This window comes from Streptomyces sp. NPDC002403 (genome assembly GCF_053593015.1).
Map to the genome: position 1 here is coordinate 92,974 of NZ_JBSFBQ010000021.1, position 16,029 is coordinate 109,002.

Consider the following 16,029-nt stretch of genomic DNA (forward strand, 5'->3'; position numbering starts at 1 on the left):
CGGTTCTCCGGGCCCGTCCGGCGTTCGTGGACCGACGGTCGGCCGGGCGCACCCGGCGACGGGTCAGTGCGCCTGGGCACCCTGCGGCGCGACCGGCGTGATGCCGAGCGTCGTCATGTACATCGACAGCACGAGCTTGCCGATCGCCGGGTACGCGCCCAGCGGCTCGGCCGTCGCACAGCCCGCCTCCTTCGCGGCGGCGTCCAGCAGCCCCTCGGCCACCTCCGGGCCGACGAGATACGGAGCGACCGCGAGCTGCGCCGAGCCGGAGTCGGTGAGCTGCTGGGCGATCGACGCGACGGAACCCTCGATGTCGAGCGCCGCGGCCATCACCGGAACCGCGAGCCGGGCGGCCAGCAGCATGCCGGTGATCCCGGCCGCCTGCACCGCCTCCTCGCCGCCCACCGTGGCCAGCACGATGCCGTCGGCAGCCGTGGCCACGGTGAAGAGCCTGGCCCGGTCGGCGCGGGCCAGACCGGCCTCGGAGAGCCGCACGTGCAGCGCCTCGGCGAGCAGCGGATGCGGGCCCAGCACATCGGTCAGCTCGACCTGCGTACCGCTGTCCATCACGGCCTGCCGTATCCGCCGGATCAGGGCGCTGTCCGGCCCCGCGAGCAGCGGTACGACGACGGCGGACGGCCCCTCGGGCTCGGCGACCTCACGGCCCGCGGCCTGCGCCTGCTCGAAGCGCGCGACGCGCTCGGCGGCGCAGTGGGTGAGGGCGGCGGAGAGCGTGGGGTATTCGGCGTCGTCACCGTCGAGGTAGCCGATCCGGGCGTTGAGGCCGGGCAGCTCGGAACGGGCGATGCTGATCACCTCTTCGGCCAGACTGCGAGTGGCCGGAGAGGGGGTACCGGGAACGGCGAGAACGAGCGCGGCAGCGCCCTCGGGTGCGACCACGGGCTCCGGGCGGCGGTGCCGTCCGGACTGGCGAGGTCGCGGCATTCGTACAGGCAGGCCGGAAGCGGGCCCAGTGGGGGTGCTCATGGCGCCGCATGCTACTGGTTTTGGGTACGGCTCTGTTCGGGGAGGGCCCGGACAGGCGTTATCTGTCCGCTTTTATCCGATGAGCGGCTTAATGGTCGACTGTCCTGCTCTGTCAGCGCCTACTCGGGCTTCTGCCCAGGCCCTTCATCAAGCACCCGGAGCAGCGTCGGGTGACGGGGCAGCCGCAGATCCCCGGTCGCCAATGCCTGGGCGATGGACAGCGCACCGGTCAATGGATCACCCGAACCGGGGACCGCCCGTGCCTGTGGGACCTGCCGGGACAACTCCTCGCGCAAGGGCACGAGCAGCGGCTCGCCCATCCGGAACAGGCCACCCGTCAGCGCCACTTCGCACGGCTCGCCATCGATGCCCGCCTCCGGGCACACCGCCGCGGCCGCCTCCGCGATGTGCTCCGCCGCTTCGCGCAGGATTCCCGCGGCGACCGGATCGCGTCCGGCGCACGCGGCGACCTCGGGCGCGAACGAGGCCAGTACGGCAGGCCGGTCGGTACGCGGATACAGCAGCCCCGGCAGCTCCGGCGCCGGCCCGAACACCGCCTCCAGCCGGGACAGCAGGGCCTCGGACCCGCCCCGCCGGCCGTCATGGGCACGCATCGCCGCGTCCAGCCCGGCCCGGCCGATCCAGGACCCGCCGCCGCTGTCACCCAGCAGATGACCCCAGCCGTCGGCCCGCCGCCAGTCCGTCAGGTCCGTACCCAGCGAGATCAGGCCGGTGCCCGCCGCGACGACCGCCCCCGGGCGCTGACCGACCGCCCCGGCGTACGCGGTCACCGCATCGGCGGCCAGCGCCAGCCGCCGCACCCCGAGCGCGTCCTCCAGGGCCGACGGGAGCTCCGCGCGCAGCTGTCCGCCGAGCGTCGCCATGCCGGCGGCGCCGATCGCCACGGCGTCGATCCCGGCACCGTCCCGGCCGCCGCACCGCTCCAGCAGACGGCGGACGGCGGGCAGCAGCTGTTCCAGCAGATGGCCCGCGTCGATCCCGGCCGGTCCGGTGCGCACCGGATGCGCGCAGACCGTCGTCGCCACCGGGCCGGACGCGCCGACGGCGCCCAGCGCCACGCGCAGCCCCGACCCCCCCGAGTCCACGCCGAGCACATACGGCCCCGATGTGGCCGCCCCGCCCGCGCGCACACCGGCGGCGGGGCTGTCCGGTGATCGCCGCGGTGCGCTCATGGGCCGGCTCCAGGAAGGAAGGGTAAGGACGGCGGCAGCCTATCCCCACTGCCGCGAGTCCGGGCCGGGGGAGTGGGAGTTGGAGGTCGGAGGCGGTTCGTGTACGCCGGTAGAGTGACGTTCCGTGGCACCACGACCGTTGAATGAAGTAGTCGAGCCCGGCTGGGCCGAGGCACTCGCCCCCGTCGCCGGACGCATCGCAGCGATGGGCGATTTCCTGCGCGCGGAGGTGGCGGCGGGACGCACCTACCTGCCGGCCGGGGCGAACGTCCTGCGCGCGTTCCAGCAGCCCTTCGACGACGTACGCGTCCTGATCGTCGGTCAGGACCCCTATCCGACACCCGGAATGGCGATGGGGCTGAGCTTCTCCGTGGCCCCCGAAGTGCCGCAGGTTCCCGGCAGCCTGGAGAACATCTTCCGGGAAATGCACACGGACCTGGGGCTTCCGCGCCCGTCGAACGGCGACCTGACGCCCTGGACGCGACAGGGCGTCCTGCTGCTGAACAGGGCACTCACCACGGCGCCCCGCAAACCCGGCGCGCACCGCGGCAAGGGCTGGGAGGAAGTGACCGAACAGGCCATCCGGGCCCTGGCAGCACGCGGCAAGCCGCTGGTGTCCGTGCTGTGGGGGCGCGACGCCCGCAACCTGCGTCCGTTCCTCGACGGCTTCCCTGCGATCGAGTCCGCGCACCCCTCACCCATGTCGGCGGACCGCGGCTTCTTCGGCTCGCGCCCGTTCAGCCGCACCAACGAACTCCTGCTGCGCCAGGGGGCCCAGGAAGTCGACTGGCGGCTGCCCTAGCGCAGCGGTCCGGGCATCGCGCGCTTTCGTCGGTACCCGAGTGGCACCGGCTCCTTCGCGGGGCCGGTGCCACGTCCACGGACGGTGCGCCGTGTGTCCCGGGTCAGGACGCGTCGCGCACCGTGCCGGTGAACACCGGCCCCTGCCGCGGCTCCCAGGAGTCGTCGTAGGTGACCATCCGCAGCCGCAGGGATTCCTCCGGCTCCTTCAGCCCGTCGGCGACCGTGGGCACGGTCACCTCGGTGCTCAGCTCACCTGCGGGCACGCTGACCCACAGGTACGGCTGCTCCACCACCTTCGACAGCGGCCGGGCCGGGCTCGGCGACTCACCGAAGGTGTCCAGCAGCCATGACCCGTCGACGTCCAGGGTGGACAGCTCCGCCCCTTGCCCGACCGGTAGGATGTCGAAGCCGACGGAGTCCATGTCCACATCGGCGGCCTCGGAGAGCGTGATCCGCCAGCGCAGGCTCTGCCCCTCGGTGACCCGGTCCGCTACCGGCTTCACCTCGGCCGTGGGCATCGGATCGTCGTTCTTCACGGTCAGCCCGCCGAGGTGGGAGCCGACGACCGCGCCGCGAACCGCCTTGACGAACACCCTGTGCGTGAGGTCGTAGCCGAAGCGGGTGTTGCCCCGCACCTCGACCGGCACATCGAGGACATGGCTCCCCGGACGCACCGTCACCGTCCGGTAGTCGGCGCCGTCCTGTCCCGGCTCGTCGACGAACAGCCGGACCCGGCCGCTGTCGTGCCCGGAGACCCGCACCGGGACGCGGTAGGTGCGGACCCCGGAGTCGCCCTCCTCGACCGTCAGACGGCCGATGTCCACCCGCGGCAGCGCGGCCGCCCGGACCGCGGGCGTACCCGGGCGCCAGCCCCACGCGTCGACCAGCCAGGCCTGCCCCGACCTGCTGCGCGGAGTCAGTTCCAGGGTCTTCACGTGCTTCAGGTCCACCTTGCTCCGCACGGCGGCGGAGAGCGGCACCCGGATCTCGCGGCCCCAGTAGGACGCGGTCCGGTCGCTGCCCGGCAGCCCGTCGATCCGGGCCCCGCCGAGCGTCACCCGTCGGCCCTTTGTGTCGGTGAGAGCGACGTCCAGACGGGTGCCGCCCGTGTTGGGCGGCACGATCACCCGGAGCGCCAGCGAATCGGAACCCGCCACGGAGACCGGACGGGCCGGACTGATCCTCACCGCGGTGCCCGGCTTCGACCAGCGCATCGCGACCGCGTGACGGCCGGGCTCCCGCGCGGTCTCCCACATGGCGAAGTGCGGTGAAACGGCGGTCCCTTCGGGCGGCAGACAGGCGCGTCCCGGATCGGGATCCACCTGTGCGCACACCCGGCCGCCGCTCACGGCCATCGAGGTGTCCGGAAGGAACGCGGGCGTCCGCCTCCCGCCGACCGCGTGGCTGAGCACGCGAACCGGGCCGGCCGAGGGCGCGCGCCGGTCCGAGCCGTCCAGCAGCGGCCGTACGCGGTCGTCACCCGCGACGAACAGCCGGGCCGCCGCCGCGATGTACGTGGCACCGGCGGCCTGCTGCCGGGTGGCGGTCAGCCGGGTCTTCCTGCCCGGCGTGCACACCGGGTCCGGACTGTCGCCGGCCCAGAAGTCGTCGTCGGCGGGCGCCTTCGCCTGCCCCGGCGTCCACTCGCTGTTGAAGAAGTTGTGGTTGGCGCCGACCATGTACACCGCGCTGTGCAGTGCGGTGCCCCGGCTGACGCCGCGGGTGCCGTCGACATAGATCTGGCCCTGGAGATCGGACACGTCGCCGTCGCAGCCCGGCAGGATGGTCATGGACGGCACATCGGGAACGGGGTTCTGCCCGAAGACCGTGGGGCCGATGAGGACGGTGCCGCGTATCCGCCAGCGCACCGGGCCCCGGTAGCCGTCCTGGTCCGCGGGTGGCCGGTAGAGGCTGTCGAGCGCGGCCCGGTTGACACCTTCTCCGCCCCGGGAGTGGCCTATGAGCAGCACCCTGGACATGTCGGCGGGCGGTGCGGCGCGCACGGCCGCGGGGGCCCCGGCCCGGTCACGGGCCCAGTCCGCCCAATGGGCGAGGTGCAGCCGCACCAGGGAGGAACGTGCCTGGGCGCCGCCGTCGTCGACGTCGCCGTCCTGCCCGTTTATCCCGTTGGCCGAGACGGACACCGTGACATAGCCCTGGGAGGCCAGGAGCTTCTGGTCGCGCAGATAGCCCCGATGACTCGGCACCGGCTGCGTGCCCGCCTCGCAGGGCCAGGAGATGCCCTGTTCGCCCCCGGCGTCGAAACACGTGTAGTGCCTGCCGTGCAGGAACAGAGCGAGCGGCCGCCGTCCCGGAGCGCCGACCGGAGACACCACCACGGCGCGCATCTCCACCGGGGCGGCGAAGCCGGGCAGCCGCACCGACTTCAGGGCGTACTCACCGCTGACCGTCCGGTACTTGCCCGGTACGCCGGGGTCTACCGGGTTCGCCGGAAGGGGCGCCGCAGGCTGCGCCGCCTCGGCGGCCCTGCGGGCATCCGGGGCCAGCCGGGCTCCCGACGCGTCGAGACGGCGTCCACCCGCCAGCACCCTGAGACCCGCCGACGGGCCGATGCGCGCGCCGTCGAGCCTCAGCCGGAACACCCGCCGGTCACGCGTGGCCACCGGCCGGCCCAGGAGCTTGTCCCCGGAGTGGAACTCGACCCGGGCATCGCCCATGGGCACCGGGTCGGGCGAGGTCCAGACAAGCTGCTTCCCGGCTCCCGTACCGGTGATCCGCCAGCCCGCCGGGAGCCGGCCGTCCGGCTCTTCCCGCGGCGCGGAGGGCGCCGCGGAGGATATGGAATCGATGGAACGCTGCGTATGTGCCGGTTGCGGCGACGCGTGCGCCAACTCCGGCCATCCCACGGTCAGGGTGAGTACCGCCAGTGCGGCGGTAACCGTGCGCGAGACACGGATCAAGGTGGTCCTCCTGGTCATCGGCCTTCTCGAACTCCCCGGAGATCTCCGGGCCCCCACTCCCGGATGACGGAGAGTGAAGCCCAGGGGTTGCCTCATGTCGCGTCAGATGACGTGGAACTGATGCTTCGGGGAGACGAGTTGGTCCGACGGCCGACCGGTACATGCCGGGGCGGACCGCGGGCCGGTGATCGGGTTCAGGTGCCGATCACCGCCGCTCGCACGCACAGGACGTCCGGCAGATGCGAGGCGAGCTGCTGCCAGCTGTCCCCGTCGTCCGCGCTCGCGTACACCTCGCCGTTGCGGTTGCCGAAGTAGACGCCTGCCGGGTCGGCGTCGTCCGTGCAGAGCGCGTCGCGCAGCACCGTGCCGTAGTGCGCCTCCTCGGGCAGGCCCGCCGACAGCGGCTCCCAGGTGCGGCCCGCGTCGCCGGTGCGGAACACCCGGCAGCGGTGCTCGGCGGGCACCCGGTCGGCGTCGGCGTTGATCGGGAAGACGTACGCGGTGTCCGCGCGGTGCGGGTGCGCGGCCGCGGCGAAACCGAAGTCCGACGGCAGGCCCTGCCCGATGTCGGTCCAGTTGTCCCCGGAGTCGTCGCTCCGGAACACTCCCCAGTGGTTCTGGAGATAGAGGCGGTCGGGATCGACCGCGTCCCTCGCCACCTTGTGGACGCACTGACCGAACTCCGGATGCGGGTCGGGAAGGAAGACCGCGGACACCCCCTTGTTCGACGGGGCCCAGCCGGCACCGCCGTCCTTCGTGCGGAACACCCCGGCCGTGGAGACCGCTACGGTCACGGCGCGGGCGTCCCTGGGGTCCGTCAGGATGGTGTGCAGTCCCTCACCGCCACCGCCGGGCTCCCATCGCGAACGCGTCGGGTGCTCCCAGAGCGGGCGGACCAGCTCGAAGGACTCCCCGCCGTCCTCGGAACGGAACAGCGCGGCGGGCTCGGTCCCCGCGTACACCACATCGGGCGCCTCGGCGCCGGCCGGATGCAGCTGCCAGACCCGCTCCAGCGACGCCTCGGTGAACGGGGGGAACTTCACGGCCGGTTGCCGTGGCTCGACCCAGGTCCTGCCCAGGTCGTCCGAGCGGAAGACCGAAGGGCCCCAGTGCGCGCTGTCACCGCCGACCAGGAGCCGTGGGAGCTGCCCGCGGGTGTCGATGGCGACGGAATAGATCGCCTGGGCATTGAAATGCGGGCCGTCGAACTCCCACGCACCATCGCGCCCGCGGCCGATGAAGAGTCCCTTGCGAGTGCCCACGGTGAGCAGTACGTCGGTCATGACCGGACCTCCCGAAACGCCGTTGTGTCGGATAAGGGCCAGTCTGCACCCGGCCACTGACAGTGGCCGGCAAGGCAGCCGCCCGACATCCGGACCCTGTTGCGTCGAGGCCGGCACGGGTACGGTTCTCTGAAGCAGAAAGCGCTTGCCGAACCTGAGGGGCCCTCACGCGCACCACACGTGAGGCCTCATGGCGGAGAGACCGAGGAGCAGCTGTGCCGACCTTCGAAGGGCTGCCCGGCGCCGTCGCCGTGTCCCATCTGCGGGTGTACGACTGGCCCGCCGAGGACGGCCTGCGCGGCGGGACGCCCCACCTCCACCTCACCTGTTCCGAGGGGTACGTGGTGGTCGGGGGCACGGGCTCGGTCCAGACCCTCACCGCGTCGGGATTCCGCGAAACACCGCTGGAGCCGGGCGCGCTGGTGTGGTTCACGCCGGGCACGATCCACCGGCTCGTCAACGAGAACGGGCTGCGCATCGTCGTCCTCATGGAGAACGGCGGGCTGCCGGAGGCTGGCGACGCCGTACTCACCCTGCCGCCTGACCGCCTGGCGGACCCCGACGTCTACCGGGCGACGGTGACCCTGCCTGCGGGCGGCTCGGAGGCGGAGCAGGAACGGGCCGCCCGTGCCCGCCGTGATCTCGCCGTCGAGGGCTTTCTCGCCCTGCGCCGGGCCGCCGAAGCGGGCGATCCCGAGCCGCTCGCCGCCTTCCATCGGGCCGCGGCCGCACTCGTACGCCCGAGGGCCGAGGACTGGCGTGAGCGCTGGCGGCAGGGCGCAGCCGCGGCCTCGGAGGTGACCGGCGAGCAGCTGGACGCGGTGGCGCGCGGCGACGGCGGCTATCTCGCCGACGCCCGCGTCCACGCCGAAAAGCCCTCCGCGCGCGCGAAGTTCGGCATGTGCGGCCGCCTGGACGTCTACCGGGGCTGACCGGCCCCGGCGGCTTCGGGCGCGACGGAGCGGGTCAGGACCCGGGTCGTGCCGCCGTCGTCCTCCGCGATGTCCCGGACATGCCGGAAACCGATCCGCTCCAGCAGCACCAGCGACGCGGCGTTCTCGGCGGCCACCGTGGCATGCACCTGCGTGAGCCCGAGCTCGTCGAACCCGTACCCGGTCAGTGCCTGCGCGATCTCGGTGCCGAACCCCTGCCCCCACGCGGTGGGGGCCAGCGCGTAGACGATCTCGTGGCCGCCCGCCTGCGGGGACGGCTTGATCTCCGCATGGCCCACGAAAGCGCCCTCGTGCCGGACCGCCCAGACATCGAACAGGTCCTGCGCGTACACCTTGCTGAAGATCCGTCCGAACAGCGCGCGGTCCTCGGTCTCGGCCTGTGGGCCTTCCCCCATCCAGCGGGAGACCCGGGTGTCCTGGAACAGCGCGACGAAGTCCTCCTCGTCGGCGGGCGTGTACGGCTCCAGGCGCAGTCGTGCGGTGGGCAGGGCAGGGGTCGTCATGGCCGACGACGTTACGCAGCGCCCCGGCCGGCCCGCAATCGCAATATCCGTGCCCAGGTGGCGGCCGCACCTCGTCTGCCGGCGCCCAGACCTCCTGGGCTGCCGCTCCCGGCGCGTTCGCCCACCGCGGCCGGGTCGCCGCCGACACCGGATACTTCACCGAGGAGCCGGCACGACGCCGCTCGCGGATGTGCCGGGCGGACGAACCGGGCGAAGGGACGAGTGGAGCGATGACGAGCGGGATCGAGGATGCCGAGGGGTGTGGAGCGGGCCTGGAGGTGAACCCCGTCGGCGCACGGGTCGGGATCAGGGTCACGGCGCCCTCGGGGGAGCTGTCGCTGATCTGCGACCCCGCCCGTGCCCGTGAGCTGGCGGCGGCGCTCGCCCTCGCGGCGGACGAGGCCGACAGGGCGGCGTCGGCGCGTCCCGAAACCGTCAGGGCGCGCGAGCTGCGTCGAGGGGACGTACGGGACGGTGACCGTGTCATGACGGTGGACGACATCAGGGTCGACGGGGCGACCGTCCACGTCACCTGGAAGTCGGGTGCCGGCCGCAGCTGGACCCAGGGTTATGACGCGGAAGCCGCGATCACACTGCGGCGGCGCGGCGGGAGCCGCTGACCGACCTCGCTTGTCCGGCCGTACCCGTCCCTGGCCCGAGCCTTGTACGGGAGACATCGTAATTTGACGGGTGTCGTAGTACGGGATGTATCGTACTAGCGATTCTTCCGTACCCGTCGAAACGGAGTCCGACGTGAGTGCCCTCTTCGAGCCCTACACCCTGCGGTCGCTCGTCATTCCCAACCGGATCTGGATGGCGCCCATGTGCCAGTACAGCGCCGCACCGGACGGGCCGGACGCGGGTGTCGCGACCGACTGGCACTTCGCCCACCTCGCGGCGCGGGCCATAGGCGGAACCGGGCTCATCCTCACCGAGGCGACGGCCGTCAGCCCCGAGGGAAGGATCAGCCCCGCCGACCTCGGCATCTGGAACGACACCCAGGTCGCCGCGCTCCGCAGGATCACGCGGTTCATCAAGGGGCAGGGGTCCGTCCCCGGCATCCAGCTCGCGCACGCCGGGCGCAAGGCCTCCACGGCGGCCCCCTGGCTGGGCGGCCACCCGGTCGGGCCGGAGGCGCACGGCTGGACGCCCGTCGCCCCCAGCCCGCTGCCGTTCGACGAGGGCCACCCGGTGCCGCACGAGCTGACCACGGACGAGATCCAGGCCATCGTCGACCGGTTCCGCGAGGCCGCGCGCCGCGCCCTCGACGCGGGCTTCGAGGTGGCCGAGATCCATGGCGCCCACGGCTACCTCATCGGACAGTTCCTCTCCCCGCACAGCAACCGGCGCACCGACGAGTACGGCGGCAGCTTCGAGAACCGTGTCCGCCTCGCCCTGGAGGTCGTGGACGCGGTGCGCGAGGTCTGGCCGGAGGAGCTGCCGGTCTTCTTCCGGATCTCCGCCACCGACTGGCTGACGGAGAACGACGAGGACGAGCGCGAGGGCTGGACCGTCGACGAGACCGTGCGGCTGGCCGCGCTGCTCCAGGCCCACGGGGTCGATCTGCTGGACGTCTCCAGTGGTGGAAACGCCCCGCGTGCCCGCATCGGGACGGGGCCGGGGTACCAGGTCCCCTTCGCGGAGCGGGTCCGGAGCGAGACCTCGCTGCCCGTGGCGGCGGTGGGCCTGATCACCGAGCCGCAGCAGGCCGAGAAGATCCTCACCGAGGGGCGGGCGGACGCCGTCCTCCTCGGGCGCGAGCTGCTGCGCAGCCCGTCGTGGGCGCAGGAGGCGGCCCGCGAACTGGGCGGTGAACTCCGCAAGCCGGAGCAGTATCTCCGCGCGGTCTGACCACTCGGACCACCGCTCGCACCGCACCGGCCCGGCCGGCCCCGCACGACGCGCGACGTCACGGGGCCCCGGGCCGGTGCGGTGCGTCCGTACCGCGTTTCACCCGGAGGTGTGGGCGGGGGAAAGGCGGGCGCGGGCGAAGGGGCCCGTGACGAGAACGAAGAGGGTGAACGCGGCGAGGCGCAGCAGCCCCGGCTGCGCGGACACACCGATGTGCTGGATCCCATATGCCGCATACCAGTTGGCCGCCATATCGGTCGCCATGATCGCGCACATCAGGTCCACGCCGGCCCGCCTCCCGCGGAGCAGGAGCAGGGCGGCCAGTGAGTCCAGGAACGCCAGTGAGGACCAGTACAGGTTCAGCCAGGCCGGGGCCCAGTCGTAGGGGCGCAGACCGTCGCGGAGAAGACCGGCGAAGTGCGAACCGGCACCCACGAAGACCAGGACCACGACGTACAGCGCCACGAGTGCGACCACCCACGCGGGCGCGCGTCCTGTCCATCTGTTCACGGGCCCGATCGTCTCATTCCGCACGCTGCCCGGAGGGCGGAACGCGTCGGTGGTGAGCGCCTGCGGCCTTGATCCGTAAGGGACTCGGGCATTTCGTCGAGTGGGTTCGGTGCGCCTCAGAAACAACACGACGACGTCTTGCCGCTTGTGTCACACCGCCTATATAACGTTGTAAAACGAGTCGCCGCCATGCCACCGCCGCACGCCGGCCAGCGTGCCGTCCTCCCGCCAAGGAGCGTCCCGCGCATGATGACCCAGCGCCGATCCCGTACCCTCGCCCTGGCCTGTCTCCTCACCGCCACCGCCACGCTGGCCGCCTCCGGCTGCTCCAAGTCGGAGACCGCGGACGACGCGGGCGGTGACAGCGGCCAGGCCGCCCAGGCGGCCGAGTCCCCCGGGGGCAGCCCCGGTTCGGGCTGCTCGCTGCAGACGTACGGCGCACCGAAACTGGACCTGAAGGACGCAGTCGTCGGCTTCTCGCAGTCGGAGAAGGAAGCCAACCCGTTCCGTATCGCCGAGACCCGGTCCATCAAGGACGAGGCCGAGAAGATCGGCGTGAAGAAGCTGCTCACCACCAACGCGCAGTCGCAGCTCTCCAAGCAGATCAGTGACATCCAGGACATGCTGTCCCAGGGCGCCCGGTTCCTGATCGTCGCCCCGTTGAACTCCGATGGCCTGGAACCTGCGTTCAGGGCGGCGGCGGCCAAGAAGGTCCCGGTACTCACCATCGACCGCAAGGTCAACTCCACCGCCTGCAAGGACTACGTGGCCTTCCTCGGCTCCGACTTCGTGGAACAGGGCAAGCGGGCGGCCGACGCGATGATCAAGGCGACCGGCGGCAAGGGCAAGGTCGCCATCCTGCTCGGCGCGTCCGGCAACAACGTCACCACCGACCGCACCAAGGGTTTCGTCGACCGGGTCACGGCCCGGGCTCCCGGCCTGCGGATCGTCGCCCGGCAGACCGGCGAGTTCGCCCGCGACAAGGGCCAGCAGGTCATGGAGCAGCTCATCCAGTCCAAACCCGACATCACCGCCGTCTACGCGGAGAACGACGAGATGGGTCTCGGCGCCGTCACCGCGCTGAAGGCCGCGGGGAAGAAGCCCGGCAAGGACGTCAAGATCGTCTCCGTGGACGGTACCCGGAACGCCGTACAGGCCCTGGTCAACGGTGAGTACAACGCCGTCATCGAATCCAATCCCCGTTTCGGTCCGCTCGCCTTCGCGACCGCCCAGAAGTTCTACGGCGGCGAGGAGATCCCGGAGAACGTCATCATCGCCGACCGGGCGTACGACGAGTCCAACGCCAAGTCATCGCTCGGCGGAGCCTACTGACGTGGCGCCACCGGAACCCGGGCCGCAGGCCCACCCGGGAACGGCGACCACCCCGTCCTCCGCCGCGACCGCCCTCGAAGCCCGCGCGGTGAGCAAGCGGTTCCCGGGCGTCGTCGCGCTCGACGACGTCTCCTTCTCCCTGCGCGCCGGGGAGACCCACGCACTGGTGGGGGAGAACGGTGCCGGAAAGTCCACCTTGATCAAGGTCCTGACCGGTGTCCACCGGCCCGACGGGGGAGAGCTCCGGCTGGGCGGACACCCCGTCGGGTTCGCCCGGCCGTCCGAGGCCCAGCAGGCCGGGATCTCCACCATCTACCAGGAGGTGAACCTCGTCCCGCTGATGAGCGTGGCGCGCAACATCTTCCTCGGCCGTGAGCCCAAGAACCGCCTCGGACTCATCGACTTCGCCCGGATGCACCGCGAGACCGCCGGACTGCTCGACGACTTCGGCATATCCGTCGACCCCCGCAAACCCCTGCACACGCTGGGCATCGGCACCCAGCAGATGGTCGCCCTGGCCCGCGCCGTCTCCGTCGACGCCCAGGTCGTCATCATGGACGAACCCACCTCCTCGCTGGAACCGCGCGAGGTCGAAACCCTCTTCCGCGTCATCGGGAACCTCCGCGGCCAGGGGATCGCCGTCCTCTACGTCAGCCACCGCCTGGACGAGCTCTACCGGATCTGCGACCGCGTCACCGTGCTCCGCGACGGCCGCCACATCCACACCGGCGACCTCGCCGGCCTCGACCGCATGCAGTTGGTCTCCATGATGCTCGGCCGCGACCTGTCCGAGGTCCGCCGCACCGGCCGCACCCGCTTCGGCGGCGAAGGACACGATGCGGCACGCACTCCCGTACTCACCGCGACCGGCCTCCACCGGCGCCACCGGATCCACGGCATATCCCTGTCGCTGTACGGCGGCGAAGTGCTCGGTCTCGGCGGCCTCCTGGGCTCCGGACGCAGCGAGACGGCCAAGGCCCTCGCCGGTGCGCTCAGCCTCGACTCGGGCGAAATCACGGTCGGTGGGCGGAAGTTGCGCAGGATCGGCTCGGCCGGTGCGATCCGCTCCGGGATCAGTCTGCTGCCCGAGGACCGCAAGGCCGAAGGCATCGTGCCCGGCCTCTCCGTGCGCGAGAACATCGTGCTGGCCGCCATGCCCAGGCTCTCCCGCTTCGGTGTGGTCTCCCGCCGCAAGCAGGACCGCGTCGTCGACATCTTCATGAAACGGCTACGGATCAAGGCGGCGAGCCCCGAGCAGAAGGTCGGCGAACTCTCCGGCGGCAACCAGCAGAAGGTCCTCCTCGCCCGCTGGCTCTGCCTGGAACCCAAGGTGCTGCTGCTCGACGAACCGACCCGAGGCATCGACGTCGGAGCCAAGGCCGAGGTCCAGAGCCTCATCGACGACCTCGCCCGCGAGGGCCTCGCCGTCCTGCTCATCTCCTCCGACATCGAGGAGCTCGTCGAGGGCGCCGACCGCGTCGTCGTGCTGCGCGGCGGCTCCGTGGCGGGCGAACTCGCGGGCGACACGGTGACCGAGAGCCATCTGCTCGAAGTGCTCGCCGACCACTCACCGGCGCCCTCCGTGAAGGCCCCGGCCGCACAGGAGGACCCGCGATGACCGCCCAGGCCGCCCTCCCCGCCCGCGCCCGCCCCCTGGACCGGCTGCGCGACCCCGCCTGGTACCAGGAGTACGGCGTGTACGTCGCCGTGGCGGCGGTGCTCGTCTTCAACGCCCTGTTCACCGAGCACTTCATGACCGCCGGCAATCTGCGCACCCAGCTCGTCCAGGTGGCCCCCGTCGTCATCGTCGCCCTCGGCATGGCCCTGGTCATCGGAACCGAGGGCGTGGACCTGTCCGTCGGCTCGACGATGGCGCTCGCCACCGCGCTGCTGCCGCTCTACCTCGGATACGGGCTCGTGCCCGCACTCGCCGTCGCACTGCTCGCCGGCGCCGCCGTCGGGGTGGTCAACGGCACCCTGGTCTCGATCGTCGGACTGCAACCGATCGTCGCCACGCTCGCACTCTTCGTCGGAGGCCGGGGACTCGCCCTCGTCATGGCCGACGGACAGCTCAAGCAGATCGCCGATCCCGACCTGCTCGCGCTCGGCACCGGCTCCCTCCTCGGCATCCCGCACGTCGTACTGATCGCCGCGATCCTCGCCGCGGCCGTGGCCTTCCTCGTCCGGCGCACCACCTTCGGCCGCCGGATCGTCGCCGTCGGAGGCAACCGTTCCGCGGCTGCTCTCGCCGGACTGCCCGTGCGGCGCGTTCTCATCGGCGTGTACGTGCTCTGCGGCGTGCTGGCCGCCCTGGCCGGGATCCTCGCCACGGCGAGGCTCACCGCCAGCGACCCCTCCTCGCTCGGCACCCTGATGGAACTCTCCGCCATCACGGCGGTCGTGGTCGGCGGCACCCCCCTGGAGGGCGGTTCCGTCCGGGTGCTCGGCACCGTCGCGGGTGCCCTGCTGATGCAGCTGCTGCGCGCCACCCTCGTCAAGCACGACCTGCCCGACTCCACCGCACAGATCGCCCAGGCGGCCATCATCATCGCCGCCGTCTACATCGCCCGGGAGCGTCGGTCCCGATGAACGAAACCACACCAGCGGCGGTGGCCAAGGTGCCCCCGCCGCACAGGAACCCCGCGGTATCCGCAGACGCCGCACTCCGCCCGGCGGACGAGCGGCCCACGCCTGCGCAACGGCTCATCGGACTCCTCCAGCGCCAGGGCGTGCTGGCCGTCCTGCTGGCCGTCGTGCTCGTCGCCTCGTTCGTCTACCCCACGTTCGCCACACTGGACAACGCCCGCGGTGTGACCGTGCAGGCGTCGTTCCTCGCCGTCGTCGCCCTGGGCATGACCCTGGTCGTCATCACCGGCGGCATCGACCTGTCCGTCGGCTCCGTCTTCGCCCTCGGCGGGGTGCTCGCCGCGTGGGCCTCGCAATGGGGCATCCTGCCCGCGCTCCTCGTACCGCTCGTGGTCTGCGGGGCGATCGGACTGCTCAACGGATTCCTGATCGCCCGCGCCGGGATGGCCCCCTTCATCGTCACCCTGGCGACCCTGCTGGCGGCCCGCGGCATGCTTCTCGCCTTCACCGACGAGGGCGCCACCACCTACCTGGTGCCCAAGGGCTCCGCCTTCGCCGAGCTGGGGCAGGGCAGCGTCCGGGGCTTCGGCCACCCGGTCCTCATCGCCCTGGTGCTGTTCGGTGCGGGCGGTCTGCTGCTGCAGCGCACCTCGTTCGGACAGACCCTCTTCGCCGTCGGCGGCAGCGGCGACGCGGCCACCCTGATGGGCCTGCCCGTCGCACGTGCGAAACTCCTTGTGTACACGGTCAGCGGTCTGCTGGCCGGACTCGCCGGTGCGCTGAACGCGGCCAGGCTCTCCTCCGGCGTCACCATCATCGGCGTGGGCATGGAGCTCGACGCGATCTCCGCCGTCGTCATCGGCGGCACCCTCCTCGCCGGCGGCGCCGGATCGGTCAGCGGCACCCTCTGGGGCGTACTGCTGCTGGCCGTCATCCAGAACCTCATCAACCAGATCGGCTCGCTGAACTCCTCGTACCAGTCCGTGGTCAGCGGAGGGTTCCTTATCGTTGTCGTCGTGGCCCAGCGCTATCTGGCGCGCGGCCGCGGAACCGGCTGAGCCGAGCCGAACCACCGCGCCCCAGTGCGCATCGAGCAGAGTCAGGGA

General features: G+C 72.0%; 14 protein-coding genes. 8 read left to right on the forward strand and 6 right to left on the reverse strand.

Annotation, left to right across the window (positions count from 1 at the left end):
• Positions 1 to 63 precede the first annotated feature (63 nt).
• Together ACWCPY_RS23075 and ACWCPY_RS23080 are read right to left on the reverse strand one after the other, a co-directional pair.
• A complete protein-coding gene (locus ACWCPY_RS23075; RefSeq protein WP_451267768.1) occupies positions 64 to 987 on the reverse strand; it encodes a sirohydrochlorin chelatase in 924 nt (307 codons plus the stop codon).
• A 119-nt stretch (positions 988 to 1,106) separates the two neighbouring features.
• The gene (locus tag ACWCPY_RS23080) at positions 1,107 to 2,180 is read right to left on the reverse strand and encodes an N-acetylglucosamine kinase (protein ID WP_451267770.1); all 1,074 of its coding nucleotides are present in this window, start codon (positions 2,178 to 2,180) and stop codon (positions 1,107 to 1,109) included.
• Between the two features lie 124 nt (positions 2,181 to 2,304).
• Here ACWCPY_RS23080 and ACWCPY_RS23085 point away from each other — a divergent pair, with 124 nt between their 5' ends.
• Positions 2,305 to 2,982: a uracil-DNA glycosylase gene (locus tag ACWCPY_RS23085; protein WP_451086562.1), complete on the forward strand. Its 678-nt coding sequence runs from the start codon at positions 2,305 to 2,307 to the stop codon at positions 2,980 to 2,982.
• A gap of 103 nt (positions 2,983 to 3,085) precedes the next feature.
• Here ACWCPY_RS23085 and ACWCPY_RS23090 read toward each other — a convergent pair whose 3' ends face one another.
• Positions 3,086 to 5,923, reverse strand: a complete 2,838-nt coding sequence (locus ACWCPY_RS23090) for a hypothetical protein (protein ID WP_451267772.1) — start codon at positions 5,921 to 5,923, stop codon at positions 3,086 to 3,088.
• A gap of 176 nt (positions 5,924 to 6,099) precedes the next feature.
• A complete protein-coding gene (locus tag ACWCPY_RS23095) occupies positions 6,100 to 7,188 on the reverse strand; it encodes a WD40/YVTN/BNR-like repeat-containing protein (protein WP_451267774.1) in 1,089 nt (362 codons plus the stop codon).
• Positions 7,189 to 7,403: 215 nt separating this feature from the next.
• Between ACWCPY_RS23095 and ACWCPY_RS23100 the strand changes: the two genes are divergently transcribed.
• Positions 7,404 to 8,120 (forward strand): cupin domain-containing protein, encoded by a 717-nt coding sequence (locus tag ACWCPY_RS23100; protein ID WP_451267776.1) that lies wholly within the window; start codon positions 7,404 to 7,406, stop codon positions 8,118 to 8,120.
• On the opposite strand, the gene ACWCPY_RS23105 is transcribed toward ACWCPY_RS23100, so the two are convergent.
• Positions 8,108 to 8,644, reverse strand: coding sequence for a GNAT family N-acetyltransferase (locus ACWCPY_RS23105; RefSeq protein ID WP_451267778.1), 537 nt, complete (start codon positions 8,642 to 8,644; stop codon positions 8,108 to 8,110). The two genes, ACWCPY_RS23100 and ACWCPY_RS23105, sit on opposite strands and share 13 nt — an antisense overlap.
• 230 nt (positions 8,645 to 8,874) lie before the next feature.
• Here ACWCPY_RS23105 and ACWCPY_RS23110 point away from each other — a divergent pair, with 230 nt between their 5' ends.
• Together ACWCPY_RS23110 and ACWCPY_RS23115 are read left to right on the forward strand one after the other, a co-directional pair.
• Entirely contained in the window at positions 8,875 to 9,264 is a 390-nt protein-coding gene (locus ACWCPY_RS23110) for a hypothetical protein (protein ID WP_451267780.1), read from the forward strand.
• A gap of 133 nt (positions 9,265 to 9,397) precedes the next feature.
• Positions 9,398 to 10,495, forward strand: a complete 1,098-nt coding sequence (locus ACWCPY_RS23115; RefSeq protein ID WP_451267782.1) for an NADH:flavin oxidoreductase/NADH oxidase — start codon at positions 9,398 to 9,400, stop codon at positions 10,493 to 10,495.
• 99 nt (positions 10,496 to 10,594) lie between these two features.
• On the opposite strand, the gene ACWCPY_RS23120 is transcribed toward ACWCPY_RS23115, so the two are convergent.
• A complete protein-coding gene (locus ACWCPY_RS23120; RefSeq protein WP_451267784.1) occupies positions 10,595 to 11,005 on the reverse strand; it encodes a hypothetical protein in 411 nt (136 codons plus the stop codon).
• Between the two features lie 246 nt (positions 11,006 to 11,251).
• On the opposite strand from ACWCPY_RS23120, the gene ACWCPY_RS23125 reads away from it, so the two are divergent.
• The 4 genes from ACWCPY_RS23125 to ACWCPY_RS23140 are packed head-to-tail and all read left to right on the forward strand — an operon-like array spanning position 11,252 to position 15,981.
• Positions 11,252 to 12,337 (forward strand): ABC transporter substrate-binding protein, encoded by a 1,086-nt coding sequence (locus tag ACWCPY_RS23125; RefSeq protein WP_451267786.1) that lies wholly within the window; start codon positions 11,252 to 11,254, stop codon positions 12,335 to 12,337.
• A gap of 1 nt (position 12,338) precedes the next feature.
• Entirely contained in the window at positions 12,339 to 13,955 is a 1,617-nt protein-coding gene (locus ACWCPY_RS23130) for a sugar ABC transporter ATP-binding protein (RefSeq protein ID WP_451267788.1), read from the forward strand.
• Entirely contained in the window at positions 13,952 to 14,926 is a 975-nt protein-coding gene (locus tag ACWCPY_RS23135) for an ABC transporter permease (RefSeq protein ID WP_451267790.1), read from the forward strand. The genes ACWCPY_RS23130 and ACWCPY_RS23135 overlap by 4 nt, the downstream gene beginning before the upstream one ends.
• Positions 14,923 to 15,981: an ABC transporter permease gene (locus ACWCPY_RS23140; protein WP_451267792.1), complete on the forward strand. Its 1,059-nt coding sequence runs from the start codon at positions 14,923 to 14,925 to the stop codon at positions 15,979 to 15,981. The genes ACWCPY_RS23135 and ACWCPY_RS23140 overlap by 4 nt, the downstream gene beginning before the upstream one ends.
• The last annotated feature ends 48 nt before the right edge of the window (positions 15,982 to 16,029 follow it).

Bases quoted from the DNA above. Each gene is read 5' to 3' on its own strand.
- ACWCPY_RS23125 (WP_451267786.1), top strand. From the start codon at position 11,252: ATGATGACCCAGCGCCGATCCCGTACCCTCGCCCTGGCCTGTCTCCTC.
- ACWCPY_RS23140 (WP_451267792.1), top strand. From the start codon at position 14,923: ATGAACGAAACCACACCAGCGGCGGTGGCCAAGGTGCCCCCGCCGCAC.
- ACWCPY_RS23135 (WP_451267790.1), top strand. From the start codon at position 13,952: ATGACCGCCCAGGCCGCCCTCCCCGCCCGCGCCCGCCCCCTGGACCGG.
- ACWCPY_RS23090 (WP_451267772.1), bottom strand. From the start codon at position 5,923: ATGACCAGGAGGACCACCTTGATCCGTGTCTCGCGCACGGTTACCGCC.
- ACWCPY_RS23110 (WP_451267780.1), top strand. From the start codon at position 8,875: ATGACGAGCGGGATCGAGGATGCCGAGGGGTGTGGAGCGGGCCTGGAG.
- ACWCPY_RS23075 (WP_451267768.1), bottom strand. From the start codon at position 987: ATGAGCACCCCCACTGGGCCCGCTTCCGGCCTGCCTGTACGAATGCCG.
- ACWCPY_RS23080 (WP_451267770.1), bottom strand. From the start codon at position 2,180: ATGAGCGCACCGCGGCGATCACCGGACAGCCCCGCCGCCGGTGTGCGC.
- ACWCPY_RS23105 (WP_451267778.1), bottom strand. From the start codon at position 8,644: ATGACGACCCCTGCCCTGCCCACCGCACGACTGCGCCTGGAGCCGTAC.
- ACWCPY_RS23095 (WP_451267774.1), bottom strand. From the start codon at position 7,188: ATGACCGACGTACTGCTCACCGTGGGCACTCGCAAGGGACTCTTCATC.